This window comes from Labrenzia sp. C1B70, assembly GCF_000475395.1.
In the GTDB taxonomy this organism is placed as follows: Bacteria; Pseudomonadota; Alphaproteobacteria; order Rhizobiales; family Stappiaceae; genus Roseibium; species Roseibium algicola.
The window spans coordinates 251550-268838 of record NZ_AXCE01000061.1; the positions used below are offsets into that span (position 1 = coordinate 251550).

The window sequence follows — 17289 nt, forward strand, 5'->3', positions numbered from 1 at the left end:
CGTGTTCGCAGGATTGCCTCTGACATTCACCGCCCCCTGGATCCTGACCGCGCTGGCATTGCTTCCGGTTATCTGGTGGCTGTTGCGCCTGACACCGCCGCGCCCACGCGAAATCCGGTTTCCGCCGACCCGGCTGCTGATCGGCATCGATCAGCATGAGGAAACACCGCAGCGCAGCCCCTGGTGGCTGACACTGCTCCGCCTGCTGATGGCAGCCATCCTCATCATTGCCCTGGCCGGACCGATCTGGCGCTCCAGCGAACCGCTTGAAACCGGCGAAGGTGTCCTTTGGGTTCTGGTTGACAACGGCTGGACATCCGCAAAGGGATGGACCGCGCAGGTCAATGCAGCCGAGCAGATCCTGAGCGAAGCAGAACAGAGCGGTCAGCCAATCCTGTTTGCAGCCTCCGCCGAAGGCCCCGGCCAGAGTTTCACACCGGAGGCAGCAACAACGGCTCTGGAAAAACTGCGCGCACTTGAACCGCGTCCCTATCCGCCGCAGCGCGCCGAACTCAGCATCGGCCTGCGCAAGGCAGCCCAGGAGACACCGCCCGGTGCCGTGATCTGGCTGTCGGACAACACCAGCACCAAAGGTTCGTTTCTAACCGATCTCGCACAGATTTCCGGCACGGCTCCGATAACGGTCCTGACAGGTCTGGACACACCCATGGGATTGAAGGACCTCAACAACGACGCCGACGCCCTGTCGTTGACCGTTGTGCGCCACCCGGACCAGAGACTGGGCTCCGCAACACTTCAGGCTCTCGATCTGAAGGGCCTTGTCCTTGGCGAAGTGCAAGCGAATTTTGAAGCTGGCGCGACCGAAACACAGGCGCGCTTCGAACTGCCAAGCGAGTTGCGCAACGACATTGCCCGGGTCGAAATCACCGGTGAGGCCGCCGCGGGCGCCGTCCAACTGGTGGATGACAGCTGGCGCCGACGCACGGTCGGACTGATTTCAGGCCAGTCGGGCGATCTGGATCAGCCGCTGCTGTCGCCCCTTTATTATCTGGAGCGCGCCCTTGCACCCTTCTCGGACATACGCCGCCCGCGCGATGCGGATATTGCCGACGCTGTACCTTCTCTGATCGAGCAGGGCATTTCCGTGCTGGTTCTGGCCGACGTTGGCCGTTTGCCTGAATCGACGACCGAGACACTTCGCGACTGGATTGAAAACGGCGGCACGCTTGTCCGCTTCGCCGGCCCGCGGACCGCGGGTGGCAGTGACGATCTCATTCCCGTTCGTTTGCGCGCAGGTGACCGGTCCCTTGGTGGTTCACTCAGCTGGAAACAGCCACAACATCTGGCAGACTTTCCGGAAGGATCGCCCTTCGCGGGCTTGCGGGTCCCACAGGAGGTTACTGTGACCCGGCAGGTACTGGCCGAGCCGACATCGGATCTGCCTGAACGCACCTGGGCCATGCTCGAAGACGGCACTCCCCTCGTGACGGCGGCTCCCATCGGCGCGGGGTCGATGGTGCTCTTCCACGTCACAGCGGATTCCTCCTGGTCGAACCTGCCGCTGTCTGGCGTCTTCCTGAACATGCTGCGGCGGATCCTGTCGGTCTCGAACGTGGCCGCCGCCTCTGAAACCGCCGAAGATGGCACGCCGGCAACGAGCGTGTTGCCGCCCTTGCGCCTGCTGGACGGTTATGGCCGTTTCGGCCCGCCGCCGGTAGAAGTCACGCCCGTGAACGCATCTGTTTTCCGGGATGCGGAAGCTAGCCGCAGAACACCGCCCGGTCTTTACGGCACGGAAGACGGCTTCCGTGCGCTCAATCTGATGCAGCGAGACGATGAGCTCCTTCCGCTCGACCTCTCGGCGCTGGGCGACCGAACCGTGCAAACTGCATACCCGACCTCCGATCCCTTTGATCTGAGAGCCCTGTTCTTCACGCTGGCTTTCCTGCTGATGATCCTCGATACAATTGCCGTCTTCCTGCTGGCCGGTGGCCTGAGCCGTCTCGGCTTGCGCAGCCGCACCGCCGCCACGGCTCTTGTTCTGGCTTTCGGAGCAGGTCTCCTGGCCTCTGCCGGCGCTGATCAAGCCAGGGCGCAATCAAGCTCGGATGATCTTCTGGCCTTGGAATCGACCCTGGAAACCCGCCTGGCCTACGTGCTGACGGGCAATCCGGAGATCGACGATGCAAGCTCAGCGGGGCTTTCGGGACTGACTCAATTCCTGTCGGAACGCACTGCGCTTGAACCTGGGGCACCGATTGCCATCGACATCGAACGCGACGAACTTGCGTTCTATTCCCTGCTCTACTGGCCGATTGATGCGGCTGCCGACAAACCGAACGATCAGACAATTGCCCGCATAGACACTTTCATGCGCAACGGCGGAACGATCCTCTTCGACACGCGCGATCACATCAATGCCTCGGCCAACGGCTTTGCCTCGACGCCGGCAACGCTGAAGCTGCGTGAAATCCTGGAAGACCTGGACGTTCCCCCGCTTGAGCCGGTGCCGCCCGATCACGTTTTGACGAAGGCTTTCTACCTGCTGGATTCGTTCCCGGGACGGTATGCGACCAGCCCGCTCTGGGTGGAAAGCCTGGAAGAAGTTGCAGCCAGGGGCGACCGGCCGGTGCGGGCGGGTGACGGCGTGTCACCGATCCTCATTACCGGCAACGATTTTGCCGCTGCCTGGGCAATCACCGAGGCAGGTGAGTTCATGTATCCGACGGTGCCCAACAATCCCATGCAGCGGGACTACGCGTTCCGTTCCGGGGTCAACATCGTCATGTACAGCCTGACCGGCAACTACAAGGCCGATCAGGTGCACATTCCCGCTCTGCTTGAGCGTTTGGGACAATAGGAGACTAGATGGTCTGGTCACTCGCCTTCGATCCCCTCGTTCCGCTCTGGGCCCTTGTGGCAGGCGGCGTTATCGCTGTTCTTCTCACTGCCTTTTCCGGCTTTCTGAATTTACGTGGCTGGTTGCTGCGCACCCTGACAATGGCCTTGCTGTTGCTGGCGCTGGCCAACCCTGCTGTTGAGCGGGAAGACAGGGAACCGCTCTCAAGCGTCGTTGCTCTTGTCGTCGACAAGAGCCAGAGCCAACGCCTCTCCGATCGCCAGTCGACAACCGATGAGGCCGTGGAAGAACTGACCCGCCGCATCGGTGCCCTTGATGGCTTTGACCTGCGCGTTCTGGAAGCGCGCAACTCCGGTTCGGGCGATGGCACCGAGGCGTTCCAGACCCTGGCAAACGGTCTTGCAGACGTTCCGCCGGATCGGGTTGGTGGTGCGATCATCGTGACCGACGGCCAGATCCACGACATCCCCGGCAACGCAGGCGCCCTGGGTTTCGACGCCCCGGTTCATGGCCTTATCACCGGTACGGTTGATGAACGGGACCGGCGCATCGTACTCGACAAGGCCCCGCGGTTCGGCCTGGTCGATTCAGAGCAGATCGTCAGCCTGACTGTCGTCGACCAGGGCCGTGGCACGGGACCTGGCGACCAGGTGCGCCTGACCGTCAAACGCGATGGCGATGTCGTCACCGAACGCACGGCCCGGACAGGCGAGAAGATCGACATTCCGGTTGAGATCGCCCATGGCGGCAACAATATCTTCGAATTCGACGCCGAGCCGCTGACCGACGAACTCACGACGCTCAACAACCGGGCCGTTGTGACCATCGACGGCATCCGCGAGAATCTGCGTGTGTTGCTTGTTTCCGGGTCACCGCATGCCGGTGAACGCACCTGGCGCAACCTTCTGAAGTCCGATGCCTCGGTGGATCTGGTTCACTTCACCATCTTGCGCCCGCCGGAAAAACAAGACGGAACGCCGATCAACCAGCTGTCGCTGATCGCTTTCCCGACCCGGGAACTCTTCTCGGTGAAGATTGACGAATTCGACCTGATCATCTTCGACCGCTACGTGCGCCGCGGCGTTCTGCCGATGCTGTATTTCGACAATATCGCCCGCTATGTGCGCGATGGCGGTGCAATGCTGCTGGCCGGCGGTCCTGATTACGCCGAAGGTGGCAGCCTTTACCGCACGCCACTGGCGCCGATCCTTCCGGCCCGTCCGACCGGCACCATTCTCGAACAACCCTACCACGCCACCCTCGCCGACCTCGGCAAGCGCCACCCGGTCACCCGTGGGCTGCCCGGATCCGAACAGGACCCGCCCGCATGGAGCCGCTGGTTCCGCGTGGTCGACACTGAACTCGACGCCGGCCAGACGCTGATGTCCGGACCGAGCGACACGCCGCTGCTGGTTCTCAACCGCGAAGGCGAAGGCCGAGTGGCCATGCTGCTGTCCGATCACGTCTGGCTCTGGGCACGTGGTTATGAAGGCGGTGGTCCGCATGTTCCGCTGCTGCGCCGTCTGGCCCACTGGCTGATGAAGGAGCCGGATCTGGAAGAAGAAGCGCTGAATGTATCCATGCGCGGACCGGAACTGGTCATCGAACGCCAGACCCTGGGCGAGACCGTCGGGGAAGTCACGGTCGTCTCGCCGACAGGCGACCGGTCGCAGATCGTTCTGACCGAACAGGAACCAGGCCTGTGGCGTGGCGGCATGCCTGCCGGTGAAACCGGGTTGTTCTCGATCACCGAAGGCGACATGAGTGCGCTGATCCACGTTGGGCCCCAGAACCCGCGTGAATATACCGACGTTCTGTCCACCACCGAGCCATTGGCCCCGCTCAGCGAAGCGACGGGTGGAGCGTCTGAGCGCTTGCGGGATGTCGGCGGAGACTTGACCGTCCCGCGCATTGTTTCAATGCGTCCGTCAGCGAGCTACGCCGGCAATGGCTGGCTGGGGCTGAAGGCCACTGAGGCGAGCGTCCTCAACGGCATCGACCGCTATCCGCTGATGATCGGACTGCTTGGTCTTGCGCTTCTGCTGGGTGCCCTGTCCCTGACCTGGTATCGCGAAGGGCGGTAGCTTTTGCGCCGACCACCCTCGCGGCGGTCGGCAATCCGCTTGAGCTAAGTACGAACCGATCTGTTGTATTTGGGGCCCATCCTTCGAGACGGCTTGAAGGCCTCCTCAGGATGAGGAAGAGAATATTGATAGGCCGGTAGCTTCCCCTCGACCTCATCCTGAGGAAGGCCGAAGGCCTGTCTCGAAGGATGGGCCACACCCACCGTCGCCCCGCCCCGCGTCAGGCAGAAACAACCTCAGGAAGCGACCGCAACAGAGGCTCCGCCGTGCACCATTCCGCTCGGAATGTCGCCGTCATTCAACAGCGCGACGAGGAGCCGCGCCGGGTCGACGGGCCCGGGCAACGTAATGCGTCCGAACGGAACCTGCTGAAAGCCGAAGGGGCTGTAGTAAGGCGCATCGCCGACCAGCAGCACGACCTTGTCTCCAGCCGCAGCCGCCGCTTCCATCGCCGTACGCATAAGCGCCTTGCCGAGACCCCGGTTCTTGAAGTCGGGAGATACGGTCAACGGACCGAGTAGCAGGGCGTCACTCTCGCCAATCCTGATCGGTGTCAGTCTGATTGACCCTGCCACCTGCTCACCCGCAAGGCCGACGAAAGAGACATCCGGACGGTGCGGGACGCCTTCGCGGATCCGGAAAGCGGTTCGCGCGAACCGGCCTGGGCCGAAAGCTTCGGCCTGCAGATCGTCAATTGCGGAGGTGTCTGTCGCGTCTTCGGGCCGGATGACCCATGTGGTCTGTTTCATTTGGCTGGTTCCAGCAAGCATGCAGTCTTTGGAGAAATGCGCGCCTGCCAGTGCCTGGATAAAACGTAAGGAAGATCCAGGATCAGGTCAGCCGCGACGGTGCGGACGAGAGTTATCTCGTCGGCTGGTTCGTCGTCGAAGCGTAAGACCTGCGGTCATTTATCCCAGTCTCGTTGCGATATCAGCGTGTTCGAAAGCCGATATTTCCAGAAAGAGGAGAAGCGGTTACCACGCAATTGCTGCTTCGGTCCAGCCTTTTTTGTCCCTTCTCAACGGTCCGCTGATTGTTCACCGAGCTGGAACAGAGCATTCAATTGATTGATTTTCCGCCCGTGTGCACAACCTAACCAGACGAAGCACAACAAGGGAGCGCATCATGGGACTGCTGGTCGACGGCGTCTGGAAAGACAAATGGTACGACACGAAATCCACCGGTGGACGCTTCGTCCGTAAGGACGCGGCGTTTCGGAACTGGATCACGGCGGACGGCACTGCCGGCCCCACGGGCAACGGTGGCTTCAAGGCTGAAGCGGATCGCTATCATCTGTTCGTTTCCTATGCCTGCCCCTGGGCGCATCGCACGCTGGTATTCCGAAAGCTCAAGAAACTGGAAGACCTGATTTCCGTCTCCGCCGTACAGCCGCTCATGCTGGAGAACGGCTGGGAGTTTCCGGAGATAGATCCGCTGACCGGCGCGAAATACGCCTGGCACGTCTACACCAAGGCCGACCCGCACTACAGCGGCCGTGCGACCGTGCCGATCCTCTGGGACAAGCACCAGAACACGATCGTGAGCAACGAGTCCTCCGAGATCATCCGGATGTTCAACTCGGCGTTCAACGACCTGACCGGCTCACACCTTGATTTCTATCCGACTGCCTTGCGCACCGAAATCGACAGTATCAACGAGCGCGTCTATCACGCAGTCAACAACGGTGTTTACAAGTCCGGTTTCGCGACCACTCAGGAAGCCTATGAAGAAGCCGTCACGGAGCTGTTCAAGGCACTGAACGAGCTGGAAGACCGCCTGTCCCGTCAGCGCTACCTGGTCGGAGACCAGCTGACGGAAGCCGACTGGCGACTGTTCACGACGCTGGTGCGCTTCGACGCGGTCTATGTCGGGCATTTCAAATGCAATATCCGCAGGATCGACGACTATCCGAACCTGTCGAACTACCTGCGGGAGCTTTATCAGGTCCCGGGTGTTGCAGACACGGTCGACATGACAACGATCAAGCAGCACTACTACGGCTCACATGAGAGCGTGAATCCGACCAGGATCGTCCCTGTCGGGCCGGCCCTGGATTTCACCCGCCCTCACGACCGTGAGCGTTTCAAGGCAGCTGCCTGATCAGGTACGAAACTTCCAGGTGAGCCGGCTCCGGCTTACCCGGAAGACGACATGACAAACTTGGTGGTGGCAGGCTTCACCACTTGCCGCTTTCCGGTTCGCGGCCGGACCGGAACTCGTCAAGCCGCCGGGCTGTGGACTGCGTAAGCCCCTCCGGCAAAGCCTCCAGCTCAAAGAACGCCGCTTCCTCGATTTCCGCATTGGGCTGAAGGAAGGTGTCGGCCTGTCTCCACTCGGGCATGTGATAAAGCCCGACATGATCCCGGCCTGTCGCTTCTTGGTTCAGGAAGATATTGAGAAGCTGCGGGCGGCTGACCGAGACGACACCTGCTTCTTCCAGAACCTCCCGGCAGGCAGCCTCTTCCATCGTCTCGCCCTTGTCCACGCCCCCACCCGGCAGGTACCAGCCCGTGACATAACTGTGCCGCACCAGAAGGACCCGGCTGTTGCGGTCTTCAACGATCACGCGCACCCCAAGCGTGAACGGGTTTCGGACAAGTCCAATTCCCTGGATCAGGCGTGTGGTCACCGACTTCGGCAAGACTGATAATATCTTCAACATTTTCAGGACGTTACCGGATCCAGAGGGGAAATAAAACTTTTTTAACCCATGCAATCCCCGCAGGGCTGACCCGTGAGAATAACGCTCCTCCTTTGTGCACCGCATGCATATATATCGGGCAAGTTGATGAATTCGAGGGCAGCCCTTCTGACCGCCCGAACCTGAAGGAAAATAAAATGTTGAACGCTCTGTTTGGAAAACGCCGCCGCAACCGCAACAATTACCAGTGGAAGCCGGCTATCGACCTGACCAACCCGCGCATCGTCGCAACCCTGACCACTTTCCCGACCAACTAAGGTCGGTCGAAGGAACCTGTACGGAGAAGACCCATGTTCGGATTCGTGAATGTTGTTGGCGCGACGCTGCGCGAAACCACGCGCTCCGCAGACAATAACACCGAGAAAGCGCCGAAAGCCGCAAAGGCAGTCAAACCGGTCAAGTAACCGGTTTCCCGGCAGTTCCTGAACTCACTTGAAAGCGCCGCGTCATTTCCCCTTGACGCGGCGCTTTTCGTTTTGAAGATGCGCGACCATGTCCACATTCACGCTCGCTCATCTTTCCGACCCCCATCTCGGCCCGCTTCCGGACCCCAAGCTGCTGCAGCTTTTTTCCAAGCGGATCCTTGGTTACCTCAACTGGCGCCGCAATCGGTCGAGGGTCATGGGCGGCAGTTATCTCGAACAACTCGTCGATGACTTGCAGGCGCAGGCGCCCGACCATATTGCCGTCACCGGCGACCTGGTGAATATCGCGTTGCCCCTGGAAATTTCCGGTGCGCGGACCTGGCTTGAAGATATCGGCCCGCCGGAGGATGTCTCCGTCGTTCCGGGCAACCACGACGCCTATGTGCCTGGAGCCGTGCGCAGGGCCCGTGCGGCATGGTGGCCGTACATGCGCGGCGATGGCGCAGGCAATGTGCCGTCAAACGGCACCAACTCGGAAGCAACCTTTCCCTATGTGCGCAAGCGGGACGGCATCGCCCTTGTCGGCGTGACGACCGGTCGTGCCAGCGGCCCCTGGTTCGCTACGGGCCGTGTCGGCAGCAAGCAGAGCAAGCGTCTGCGGGCAATTCTCGACGACCTTGGCCGGGACGGTTTCTTCCGCGTGGTGATGCTGCATCACCCGCCGTTCCCCCATGCCACCCGTTGGCACAAGCGCCTGTCGGACGCCTCCAGGGTGCGCGCCGTCGTCAAGAGAGCCGGTGCCGAGCTGATCCTGCACGGCCACACCCATGTCGACAGTTTCGAGCATATCGAGGGACCGGACGGGCTTGTCCCGGTGGTTGGTGTGCCATCTGCCACGAGCGCACCTGGCGGCAAGAAACCGGCGGCGCGCTACAACCTGTTCCGGATCGAAAAGACAAACGAGGGCTGGTCCTGCCAAATGGAAGAGCATGGCTTTGCCGCGCCAGACGAGCCGGTGAAGCTGCTCGCGGAACGAGAAGTCGCCATTCCGGGCGGCAGGCCCTGAGGCCCTTCCTGCAGGCCTGACGAGTTGCCCAGAAAGGCACTCACAGGTTTGCGGTAAGCAGGATCGAGACTGGAGAGTGCTGGGCGTCTTTCACAAAAGCCGCCTTAGAGCGGATTGGCGAACCAGGCAAAGACAATGAGGCCGATGACACCCGCCGCAAGACCGATCCCGAAGGCACCTGCGACCGCCATCCACGGTGTACGGCTTTCCTTGACACGCACGACCTTGCTGTCGAGTGCGACCTGCCGCAGCCGGTTGTTGAGCCAGTCGCCTTCCAGCGCCTTTTCCCGCTCCAGCACGCGTTCGGCAATATATTCGGTCAGGCAGTCTGCCATGTCATCGATGTTGGCCGTTTCCAGAATGACCACCCGGCCGAGGCGCGTGTCCTTCAGGAACCTATAGGTGCGCCTGTCACCGCCAACGGCCACGTGGCTGGTCGCATCGATCCAGAGCCGTGGCGTGGAACCGGAGATGATCTGAAGGGAAAACTGGTCGTCATCTTCCGGGATTTCCCTGAAAACGTCCTTGAGTTCGTCTGCAAGCATGTCCAGCCGGGCACGCTCGGTCTCCTGGAGCTCAACAACCACGTCCGAACGTTCGACTTCGCCAAGCTGAACCTTCCGGATCGCATCGCGCAAGGACCGCATGCGCGTATGTGGGACAACGTTATCCTGCATTTCAGACATGGGGTACACGTGACTCCGTTGTACTGCCGTTGGTGAATCAAGTCTTAACTGACTCTATCCCGAGTGAAACAGCCGCATGGCCTCCACCTGCGAGCTATCCACTGGCAATGATCCAAACATGGTTAACGGAGATTAAGGTATTTTTGACAGTCGCGCCAGTAACGCGCGACTGGCCTGAAGCCTGTTCATGGGTTATGCAAAAAACATATTGCGATTGCGGAGTTTCGCTCATGAACGTGGACGGCAAGAAATATCGCACGATCTGGCTGGCGGAAGATGGCGGCTCGGTCGAGATCATCGATCAGACAAGATTTCCGCACACGTTCGAGACCATCCGACTGCATACAATGGAAGACGCCGCCCATGCGATCCGGTTCATGCAGGTGCGCGGCGCGCCTCTGATTGGTGCAACAGCCGCCTACGGTGTCGCGCTGGCCATGCGGACTGACGCTTCAGACGACAATCTCCATGCTGCCTGCTCGTCCCTGCTGGAAACCCGGCCGACAGCGGTCAACCTGCAATGGGCCCTCGACAAGGCGCGTCGGACACTGGTCCGGCTGGCACCTGAAATCCGCGAGGAAGCCGCCTTCAAGCTGGCCAATGACATCTGCGACGAGGACATCGCCATCAACATGGCCATCGGCATGCACGGGATGGAGCTGATTGCCGCGATCTCGCGGCTGAAACGCGCCGGTGAGCCGGTCAACATCCTCACCCATTGCAATGCCGGCTGGCTGGCCACCGTCGACTGGGGCACCGCGACGGCGCCGATCTACATGTCCCATGACGGCGGCATTCCCGTTCATGTCTGGGTCGACGAAACCCGACCGCGCAATCAGGGGGCTTTTCTAACCGCCTGGGAGCTCGGTCAGCATGGTGTGCCGCACACGGTGATTGTCGACAATGCCGGCGGACACCTGATGCAGCATGGCGAGGTCGATATCGTCATCACCGGAACGGACCGCACCACGGCCACCGGTGATGTCTGCAATAAGATTGGTACTTATCTGAAGGCACTGGCTGCAAAGGACAACAGTGTGCCCTTCTACGTCGCGCTGCCGTCACCGACCATCGACTTTTCCCTGTCGGACGGTATCCGGCAGATCCCGATCGAGGAACGCGGCGGCGAAGAAGTCAGCCGCATCACCGGCCGCACCAGCACAGGCGAGATCGAAACGGTGGACATCGTTGCGGACGGATCTCCTGTCGGAAATCCGGCCTTTGACGTCACCCCTGCCCGTCTCGTGACCGGCCTCATCACCGAGCGCGGCGTGCTGGAGGCAAACCGCAAGGCCATTGCAGATGCCTTTCCGGAGCGGGTTCGGGCAAGTGCCTAGACGGGCGCGCTTGCGAGCGGGCAGCCCCATTCCTTCGAGACCCCGCTGAAGCGCGTCCTCACTCGATTACGGGCACATGCGGGGCGCGCTCGCGGCCGAGAAGCCCCTGCAGACGCGGGTCTTCGGCAACTTCGATAGCGCGCTTGTAGGGTTTGAAACCGCAGGCCTGGTAAAAGATCAGCGCCTGCGGGCTGTCGCCGGTGCAAGTGTGCACCCAGAGCCGTTTCGTTTCCGGGCGTGACCAGACGATGTCCAGCGCCTGGGCCATCAGCCAGCGGCCAAGCCCGCCACCGATCGCGCCGGGGACCAGGCCGAAATAGGAAAGTTCGGGCTCTTCCGGGTTTGCAAAATCCAGCTCCAGCGTACCGACCGGCTTGCCATCGATGATCGGCAGGTAGTTCTCGCGGGCAGGCTCGGCGAGCAACTGTTCCAGCGTCTTGTCGTCATGAACCAGCCGGCCGAACCAGATCCAGTCTTCACCAACCTCCCGGAAAAGCTTTCGGTAGCTGTCAAGATCCGGCGTCTGCCACCGCTGCAATGTCACATCGCGGCGTGATGGCGCAAGAGGCTGTTCAGGTGCCTGAAGCATTTCCAGGAACGTGACCACGAAGGCAACCTTGCCCTCCGGAATATCCGTGTAGCCATCGAGGTTAAGCGCTTGCGTCGACATGAAAACTCCAGAATCTCGCGTGTTTTTCCGGGCTTAACAGCTGGAACGTTTGTCGCCAAGCCGCCCTGTGCACATTGCGCTGATTTAAGGGCTTGTTAACCATCTTCGCACACAGTCTGTTCAGATCTCCAGGAAGGAGCTGCCATGGCAAAGGTCGGAAACTACGTCCAGCGGGACTACCACAAAACTTTCAGCACGAAGCGGAAGTCGACTTGGTCTGACTACAACAAGGCCTGGAACGGGCGCCGTCAGGCATCGTCGCAGAAAATGCAGCAGCTTCGGAATCTGGCATCCACCTTCGCGACCATTAATACGCAGGCAGCTCAGACGAACACGTTGTTTGTCATGCAGAACCAAGGCCGGCTGGGTGGTTATGCGAACCAGACAGCCGCGATGGCCCGCATCAACGTACTCGTCTAGATTTTCCCGGCTAAACCGCCGGGCAAAGGCCCGGGAAGATGATATTTTCTCGAAAAAAGTTACGTAGCGTTTTCTGTAGAAACGCGCGTTAAGAGCTTGTTCATTCCTTCGGGAGCTATGCTGTTTCAGTCTTTTGAAAAGGCAATCGCATGGCTAAGGTCGGCAACTACTTCCAACGAGATTATTCCAAACGTTTCAGCTCCAGTCGCAAGGTGTCCCTGGCCGACTACAACAAGGCCTGGACAAAGCGGCGTCAGACAGCCGCAAAGCGTATCGACCAGTTGAACAACCTCGCTTACGTGATGCAATCGATCAACACGCAGGCCTCTCAGGCCAATTCGCTGTTTGTCCTGCAGAACCAGGGCCGGCTGGGCACATACGCCAGTCAGACCGCCGCCATGGCCAGGATTAACGTGGTCGTCTAGCACACCGGGCATGACATCAGCGGGTGTTCAACAGAGCCTTGTTGAACGCACTGATGATTGCCCCGCCTCAGATCGAACCGATTGTCTTGAGCTTGATCCGCGGGTGAACTTCCGCCTGGCTCATGATCGTCGTATGGGCACGGAAACGCTCGACGATGGAGCGAACGAACGGCCTGGTCTGCGGGGATGTCAGCAACACGGGAACCTCGCCCTGCTGCGCAGCCTGCTCAAACGCATCGCGGACCCTGCCGACGAATTCCTGCAGCTTGCTGGGTTGCATCGCAAGCTGGCGGTCGTCCCCCTCGCCGATGATGGATTCCAGGAAAGCCTGCTCCCATTGCGGCGATAGCGCGATGAGCGGCAGATAGCCGCCGGGCGCCAGATTGGCGGCGCAGATCTGCCTGCCAAGACGGGTGCGCACGTGCTCGGCAATGGTGTCCGTGTTGCGGGTCATGCCGGTTGCTTCGGACACCCCTTCCAGAATGGTTCCGAGATCGCGAACCGAAATCCGCTCGCCCAGGAGGGTTTGCAGCACACGCTGGACACCGGACACGGTGATCTGCGACGGGATCAGGTCCTCGACCAGCTTGGCCTGCTCGCCCTTCAGCTCCTTGAGCAGCTTCTGCACGTCGCCATAGGTCAGGAGTTCGCTGATGTTGGCCTTGATCGTCTCGGTCAGATGCGTGGACAGAACGGTTGCCGGATCCACCACGGTGTAGCCGCGCAGGGAAGCATCCTCGCGGTACTGGGCCTCCACCCAGGTTGCCGGCAAGCCGAACGTCGGTTCCGTGGTGTGCGTGCCCGGCAGCTTGACCTGCCCACCTGCGGGATCCATGACCATGAAGTGGTTCGGGTAAAGCACGCCGCGGCCGGCTTCGACTTCCTTCACCTTGATGACGTAATCGTTCGCGCCAAGCTGAATGTTGTCTAGGATGCGCACCGGCGGCATTATCACGCCCATGTCGCCCGCGATCTGGCGGCGCAATGCCTTGATCTGCTCGGTCAGAACATCGTTGTCGCCCGTTGCCTTGCCATTGATCAGCGGCAACAGGGCATAGCCGAGCTCGATCCGCAGTTCGTCCATCTTCAGGGCGTCGGTAATCGGCGGTTCTGGCGGCGGCTTCGGCGCAGCTTCCACGGCCTTGACCATCTCGGCCTTTGCTGCGGCCTTCTTCTTCTTCGACCCGACGGAAAAGGCCAGGTAACCGGCAAGACCTGCAAGACCGAAGAACGGGACCATGGGCATGCCCGGAAGCAGCGCCAGGATCACCATAACCGCGGCCGACATGCCGAGTGCCTTCGGATAGCCGGTGAACTGGCTGGTCAGCGCCTTGTCGGCAGCGCCATGCACACCTGCCTTGGAAACAAGAAGGCCGGCTGCCGTGGAAACGATCAGTGCCGGAATCTGGGAGACAAGGCCATCGCCGATGGTCAGCAGCGTGTAGTTGTTGGCGGCCTCGGTAAAGGTCAGCTCCATCTGTGCAACACCGATGAAGATGCCGCCGAGAATGTTGATGAAGGTGATCAGAAGGCCGGCAATGGCGTCGCCGCGCACGAATTTGGACGCACCGTCCATGGCCCCGAAGAAGGCGCTTTCGTCTTCGAGCGCCTTGCGGCGAGACTTGGCTTCGGCTTCGTCGATGAGGCCTGCGGACAGATCCGCATCGATCGCCATCTGCTTGCCCGGCATGGCATCCAGGGTAAAGCGTGCCGCGACTTCCGCGATACGGCCGGAACCCTTGGTGATGACGACGAAGTTCACGATCACCAGGATCGCGAAGACGATGATCCCGATGACGAAGTTCCCGCCCATGACGAGATTGCCGAAGGACTGAATGACGTTGCCCGCCGCCGCAGTGCCTTCATGCCCGTTCGCCAGGATAAGCCGGGTGGAGGAAATATTGAGACCCAGCCGCAGCATGGTCGCAATCAGCAGCACTGTCGGGAAGGACGAGAATTCCAGCGGCCGCTGGATGAACAGGCCCGTCATGAGGATCATGACGGAAAAGATGATGGAGACCGCCAGGAACGTATCCAGCATCATCGGCGGCATCGGCAGGATCAGGAGCGTCAGGATGACGAGAATGCCGGTTGCCAGACCGACGTCACCCCGGCGAAGGGTATCTACAATCTCCTGAAGGACGGGGAAGCCTGCAAGACCGGTGGCCGCGGCGGGCGCAGCCGTCTGCTGCTCCGCTGCGGGGCCTTCCGGTCTGCGCTGTTCGCCTGCTGCCGTGTCCGACATGTGTGGTCTGGTTTCCTGTAACCGCCGCCCGGGTCAATCAACGGACGTGGCCTTCGTAATGGTTCTTGCCGGTGCGATCAGGCCCGGGCTTCGCCCGGTCCCGGAACGCTTATTCCTTCATCGGTATATTGATTCAGCTTGTTGCGCAGCGTCCGGATTGAAATACCCAGAATTTTTGCAGCATGTGTCCGGTTGCCCAGGCAATGATCCAGCGTGTCGAGAATGAGATCACGCTCGACGTCGGCAACCGTGCGTCCGACGAAGGATCGCGTCACGGCTTCCGCCGTCTGTGCCGCCCGCTCCGCAGCGCCCTTGGAGACGCTCAGCGGCGTGCCGTCCGGCATGCGGATCGCCTCGACGCCGATTTCACCACCCGAAGCCAGCAGCACCGCGCGGTGCATGGTGTTTTCCAGTTCGCGCACGTTACCCGGCCACGGATTGGACATCAGTGCCTGACGGGCCTCGACGGACAGTGGCCGAACCGGCACACCGTTGGCTTCCGAGTAGTGCTTGATGAAGAACAGGGCGAGTTCCATGATGTCCGCCGGCCGCTCGCGAAGAGCCGGCAGCTTCAGGTTCACCACATTGAGGCGGAACAGAAGATCTTCGCGGAAATGGCCCTGACGCACGCTTTCGGCAAGATCCCGGTTGGACGTTGCCAGAATGCGGATGTTGACCGGAACCGGGCGCGTGCCGCCGACGCGGTCGATCACTCGCTCCTGGATGGCGCGCAGGAGCTTGGCCTGCAGGCGAACGTCCATTTCCGAAATTTCATCAAGCAGCAGCGTTCCGCCATCGGCTTCCTCGAACTTGCCGATCCGACGGGCAACGGCGCCGGTGAAGGCGCCCTTCTCGTGGCCGAAGAGTTCGGATTCCAGAAGATGTTCGGGAATGGCCGCGCAGTTGATCGAGATAAACGGCTTCGAGGCCCGGTTCGAGCATTTGTGCACATGGCGGGCAATGACTTCCTTACCCGTGCCGGATTCACCGGTGATCAGCACCGAAGCATCGGATGGCGCGACCTGTTCGGCAAGTTTGACCACCGATGCCATAGCATCGTCCCGATAGATCAGGTCGCCACGTTCCTGGGCAACTGCCGCCAGAACGGCTGCGATCAGCTCCGGATCGGGCGGCAGCGGGATATATTCCTTTGCGCCTGCCCGAATGGCAGACACAGCGGCCTGTGCATCCGTTTCAACGCCGCAGGCCACCACCGGCACATGCACGCGTTCGTTCTGGAGTTTCTGGATCAGCCCGGCAATGTCGAGATGAACCTCGACCATCAGGAGGTCCGCTCCGCGCCCGGACCGAAGCACCCTCAAGGCACCTTCGATACCGTCCGCATGGGTGACCTGGGCCCCGCCCTGCATCGCGATCTTGGAAGCCGTCGTCAGCTGACCGCCGAGCGTTCCGACAATTAACAGCCGCATCCGTTACTTTCCCTATCGATCCGTCTTGATGATTTCAGTCATGGTCACGCCGAGCTTGTCTTCCACCAGGACGACTTCACCGCGGGCGACCAGCCGGTCGTTCACGTAGATATCGATGGCTTCCCCCACCTTCCGGTCGAGTTCCAGAACCGTTCCGGATGCCAGTTTCAACAGGTCCGAGACATGCATTCTGGAGTGCCCCAGAACGGCGGAAATGCGCACAGGAACATCGAACACGGCCTCAAGGTCAGCCGCGGACTGCGGTACATGCATTTCGCCATCGTCGAGCCGGCGCTGCGGCGCCTCGAGCTCGTCGAGCGGGATATTGTGATCTTGCTCGTCGCTCATGCGTCAGTTTCCTTTTCCGCCGACGTGTCGGAGGTTTTGCCTCGTCTTTCCGCGCTGCGCCCTCGCAGGTAGGAACGAATGCTGGCATCGATTTCGGCTTCGATCGCCTTGCGGTCGCGTCTGATCCCGCCGTCGGCCCACTCGATATGGCAATCGCCGCGGCCGATTTCCGGCTCGCCGAGAATGACCAGCCGTCCTTCGAAGCCCTTTTCGTGAATGATCGGATCCACCTGGGCCTTCAGCGCCTCGACATCCTTCTCGGCGATACGGATGACGAGATGCGGCGCCTTGCGCAGCGGTCCCAGGCATTCTGACACCAAAGCTACCGTCTCGGCCAGCGGCTGGCGTGCGATCAGATGGGCACACAGACGCCTGGCCACAAGAAAAGCGAGACTGATGGCATCTTTCTCGCGTTCCGCCACCTGCCCGTCCAGGGTCTCCAGCACCCGCGAAACCGCTCCGGCCAGATGATTGACTTCCGCCGTAAGCAACGTCTCCTGCTTGGTCTGCAGGTCCTGAAGCGCCTTCACCCGGCCTTCCTCGAAAGCCTGGGCCCTTGCCTTCTTCAGCAATTCCTCATGCTGGGCGACCGGAATCATCGGTATCTCCGGCTCGACGGGAGCGACCTCTTCCGGCTCTTCAGGCTCGGAAAAGTCGACGTTGAACAGAAATTTCGATGGGTTGGTCATGC

Annotated in this window: 15 protein-coding genes; 7 read left to right on the forward strand and 8 right to left on the reverse strand. The window is 60.9% G+C overall.

Translation table 11 applies throughout. The features are described 5' to 3' along the window. Window position 1 precedes the first annotated feature (1 nt). Both Q666_RS60820 and Q666_RS60825 read left to right on the forward strand, forming a co-directional pair. Window positions 2-2821, forward strand: coding sequence for a DUF4159 domain-containing protein (locus Q666_RS60820; RefSeq protein WP_031268271.1), 2820 nt, complete (start codon window positions 2-4; stop codon window positions 2819-2821). Between the two features lie 8 nt (window positions 2822-2829). Next, complete coding sequence (locus Q666_RS60825) at window positions 2830-4905, forward strand: membrane protein (RefSeq protein WP_022998139.1); 2076 nt, start codon at window positions 2830-2832, stop codon at window positions 4903-4905. Between the two features lie 236 nt (window positions 4906-5141). On the opposite strand, the gene Q666_RS60830 is transcribed toward Q666_RS60825, so the two are convergent. Beyond that, on the reverse strand, window positions 5142-5654 hold the full coding sequence (locus tag Q666_RS60830; protein WP_031268273.1) for an N-acetyltransferase: 513 nt from the start codon (window positions 5652-5654) through the stop codon (window positions 5142-5144). 376 nt (window positions 5655-6030) lie between these two features. Between Q666_RS60830 and Q666_RS60835 the strand changes: the two genes are divergently transcribed. After that, a complete protein-coding gene (locus Q666_RS60835) occupies window positions 6031-7005 on the forward strand; it encodes a glutathione S-transferase family protein (protein WP_022998141.1) in 975 nt (324 codons plus the stop codon). Window positions 7006-7081: 76 nt separating this feature from the next. On the opposite strand, the gene Q666_RS60840 is transcribed toward Q666_RS60835, so the two are convergent. Continuing rightward, complete coding sequence (locus Q666_RS60840) at window positions 7082-7567, reverse strand: NUDIX domain-containing protein (RefSeq protein ID WP_022998142.1); 486 nt, start codon at window positions 7565-7567, stop codon at window positions 7082-7084. 531 nt (window positions 7568-8098) lie between these two features. Here Q666_RS60840 and Q666_RS60845 point away from each other — a divergent pair. Further along, window positions 8099-9037 carry a metallophosphoesterase gene (locus tag Q666_RS60845; RefSeq protein WP_022998145.1) on the forward strand — a complete coding sequence of 313 codons (939 nt, stop codon included), beginning with the start codon at window positions 8099-8101 and terminating at the stop codon, window positions 9035-9037. A gap of 104 nt (window positions 9038-9141) precedes the next feature. On the opposite strand, the gene Q666_RS60850 is transcribed toward Q666_RS60845, so the two are convergent. Continuing rightward, complete coding sequence (locus tag Q666_RS60850; protein ID WP_023014621.1) at window positions 9142-9723, reverse strand: hypothetical protein; 582 nt, start codon at window positions 9721-9723, stop codon at window positions 9142-9144. A 230-nt stretch (window positions 9724-9953) separates the two neighbouring features. On the opposite strand from Q666_RS60850, the gene mtnA reads away from it, so the two are divergent. Further along, window positions 9954-11060, forward strand: coding sequence for an S-methyl-5-thioribose-1-phosphate isomerase (gene mtnA / locus Q666_RS60855; protein WP_022998147.1), 1107 nt, complete (start codon window positions 9954-9956; stop codon window positions 11058-11060). Window positions 11061-11118: 58 nt separating this feature from the next. Here the strand turns inward: mtnA and Q666_RS60860 are convergent, their stop codons facing one another. Next, window positions 11119-11730, reverse strand: a complete 612-nt coding sequence (locus Q666_RS60860) for a GNAT family N-acetyltransferase (RefSeq protein WP_022998148.1) — start codon at window positions 11728-11730, stop codon at window positions 11119-11121. Between the two features lie 144 nt (window positions 11731-11874). On the opposite strand from Q666_RS60860, the gene Q666_RS60865 reads away from it, so the two are divergent. Both Q666_RS60865 and Q666_RS60870 read left to right on the forward strand, forming a co-directional pair. Next, window positions 11875-12150 (forward strand): hypothetical protein, encoded by a 276-nt coding sequence (locus Q666_RS60865; RefSeq protein ID WP_022998149.1) that lies wholly within the window; start codon window positions 11875-11877, stop codon window positions 12148-12150. A gap of 149 nt (window positions 12151-12299) precedes the next feature. Beyond that, window positions 12300-12575, forward strand: coding sequence for a hypothetical protein (locus Q666_RS60870; protein ID WP_022998150.1), 276 nt, complete (start codon window positions 12300-12302; stop codon window positions 12573-12575). Between the two features lie 67 nt (window positions 12576-12642). On the opposite strand, the gene flhA is transcribed toward Q666_RS60870, so the two are convergent. The 4 genes from flhA to Q666_RS60890 all read right to left on the reverse strand — a co-directional run bounded on the left by flhA (window position 12643) and on the right by Q666_RS60890 (window position 17287). Then, the gene (gene flhA / locus Q666_RS60875; RefSeq protein ID WP_022998151.1) at window positions 12643-14820 is read right to left on the reverse strand and encodes a flagellar biosynthesis protein FlhA; all 2178 of its coding nucleotides are present in this window, start codon (window positions 14818-14820) and stop codon (window positions 12643-12645) included. A gap of 77 nt (window positions 14821-14897) precedes the next feature. Further along, window positions 14898-16250, reverse strand: coding sequence for a sigma-54 dependent transcriptional regulator (locus Q666_RS60880; protein WP_022998152.1), 1353 nt, complete (start codon window positions 16248-16250; stop codon window positions 14898-14900). Window positions 16251-16262: 12 nt separating this feature from the next. Beyond that, on the reverse strand, window positions 16263-16598 hold the full coding sequence (fliN, locus tag Q666_RS60885) for a flagellar motor switch protein FliN (RefSeq protein ID WP_022998153.1): 336 nt from the start codon (window positions 16596-16598) through the stop codon (window positions 16263-16265). Then, window positions 16595-17287: a FliH/SctL family protein gene (locus Q666_RS60890; protein WP_208984228.1), complete on the reverse strand. Its 693-nt coding sequence runs from the start codon at window positions 17285-17287 to the stop codon at window positions 16595-16597. Before Q666_RS60890 ends, fliN begins: the two co-directional genes overlap by 4 nt. Between the last annotated feature and the right edge of the window lie 2 nt (window positions 17288-17289).

Coding starts and splice junctions, on each gene's coding strand:
- Q666_RS60825 (WP_022998139.1), top strand. CDS start 2,830: ATGGTCTGGTCACTCGCCTTCGATCCCCTCGTTCCGCTCTGGGCCCTT.
- Q666_RS60830 (WP_031268273.1), bottom strand. CDS start 5,654: ATGAAACAGACCACATGGGTCATCCGGCCCGAAGACGCGACAGACACC.
- Q666_RS60835 (WP_022998141.1), top strand. CDS start 6,031: ATGGGACTGCTGGTCGACGGCGTCTGGAAAGACAAATGGTACGACACG.
- Q666_RS60840 (WP_022998142.1), bottom strand. CDS start 7,567: ATGTTGAAGATATTATCAGTCTTGCCGAAGTCGGTGACCACACGCCTG.
- Q666_RS60845 (WP_022998145.1), top strand. CDS start 8,099: ATGTCCACATTCACGCTCGCTCATCTTTCCGACCCCCATCTCGGCCCG.
- Q666_RS60850 (WP_023014621.1), bottom strand. CDS start 9,723: ATGTCTGAAATGCAGGATAACGTTGTCCCACATACGCGCATGCGGTCC.
- mtnA (WP_022998147.1), top strand. CDS start 9,954: ATGAACGTGGACGGCAAGAAATATCGCACGATCTGGCTGGCGGAAGAT.
- Q666_RS60860 (WP_022998148.1), bottom strand. CDS start 11,730: ATGTCGACGCAAGCGCTTAACCTCGATGGCTACACGGATATTCCGGAG.
- Q666_RS60865 (WP_022998149.1), top strand. CDS start 11,875: ATGGCAAAGGTCGGAAACTACGTCCAGCGGGACTACCACAAAACTTTC.
- Q666_RS60870 (WP_022998150.1), top strand. CDS start 12,300: ATGGCTAAGGTCGGCAACTACTTCCAACGAGATTATTCCAAACGTTTC.
- flhA (WP_022998151.1), bottom strand. CDS start 14,820: ATGTCGGACACGGCAGCAGGCGAACAGCGCAGACCGGAAGGCCCCGCA.
- Q666_RS60880 (WP_022998152.1), bottom strand. CDS start 16,250: ATGCGGCTGTTAATTGTCGGAACGCTCGGCGGTCAGCTGACGACGGCT.
- fliN (WP_022998153.1), bottom strand. CDS start 16,598: ATGAGCGACGAGCAAGATCACAATATCCCGCTCGACGAGCTCGAGGCG.
- Q666_RS60890 (WP_208984228.1), bottom strand. CDS start 17,287: ATGACCAACCCATCGAAATTTCTGTTCAACGTCGACTTTTCCGAGCCT.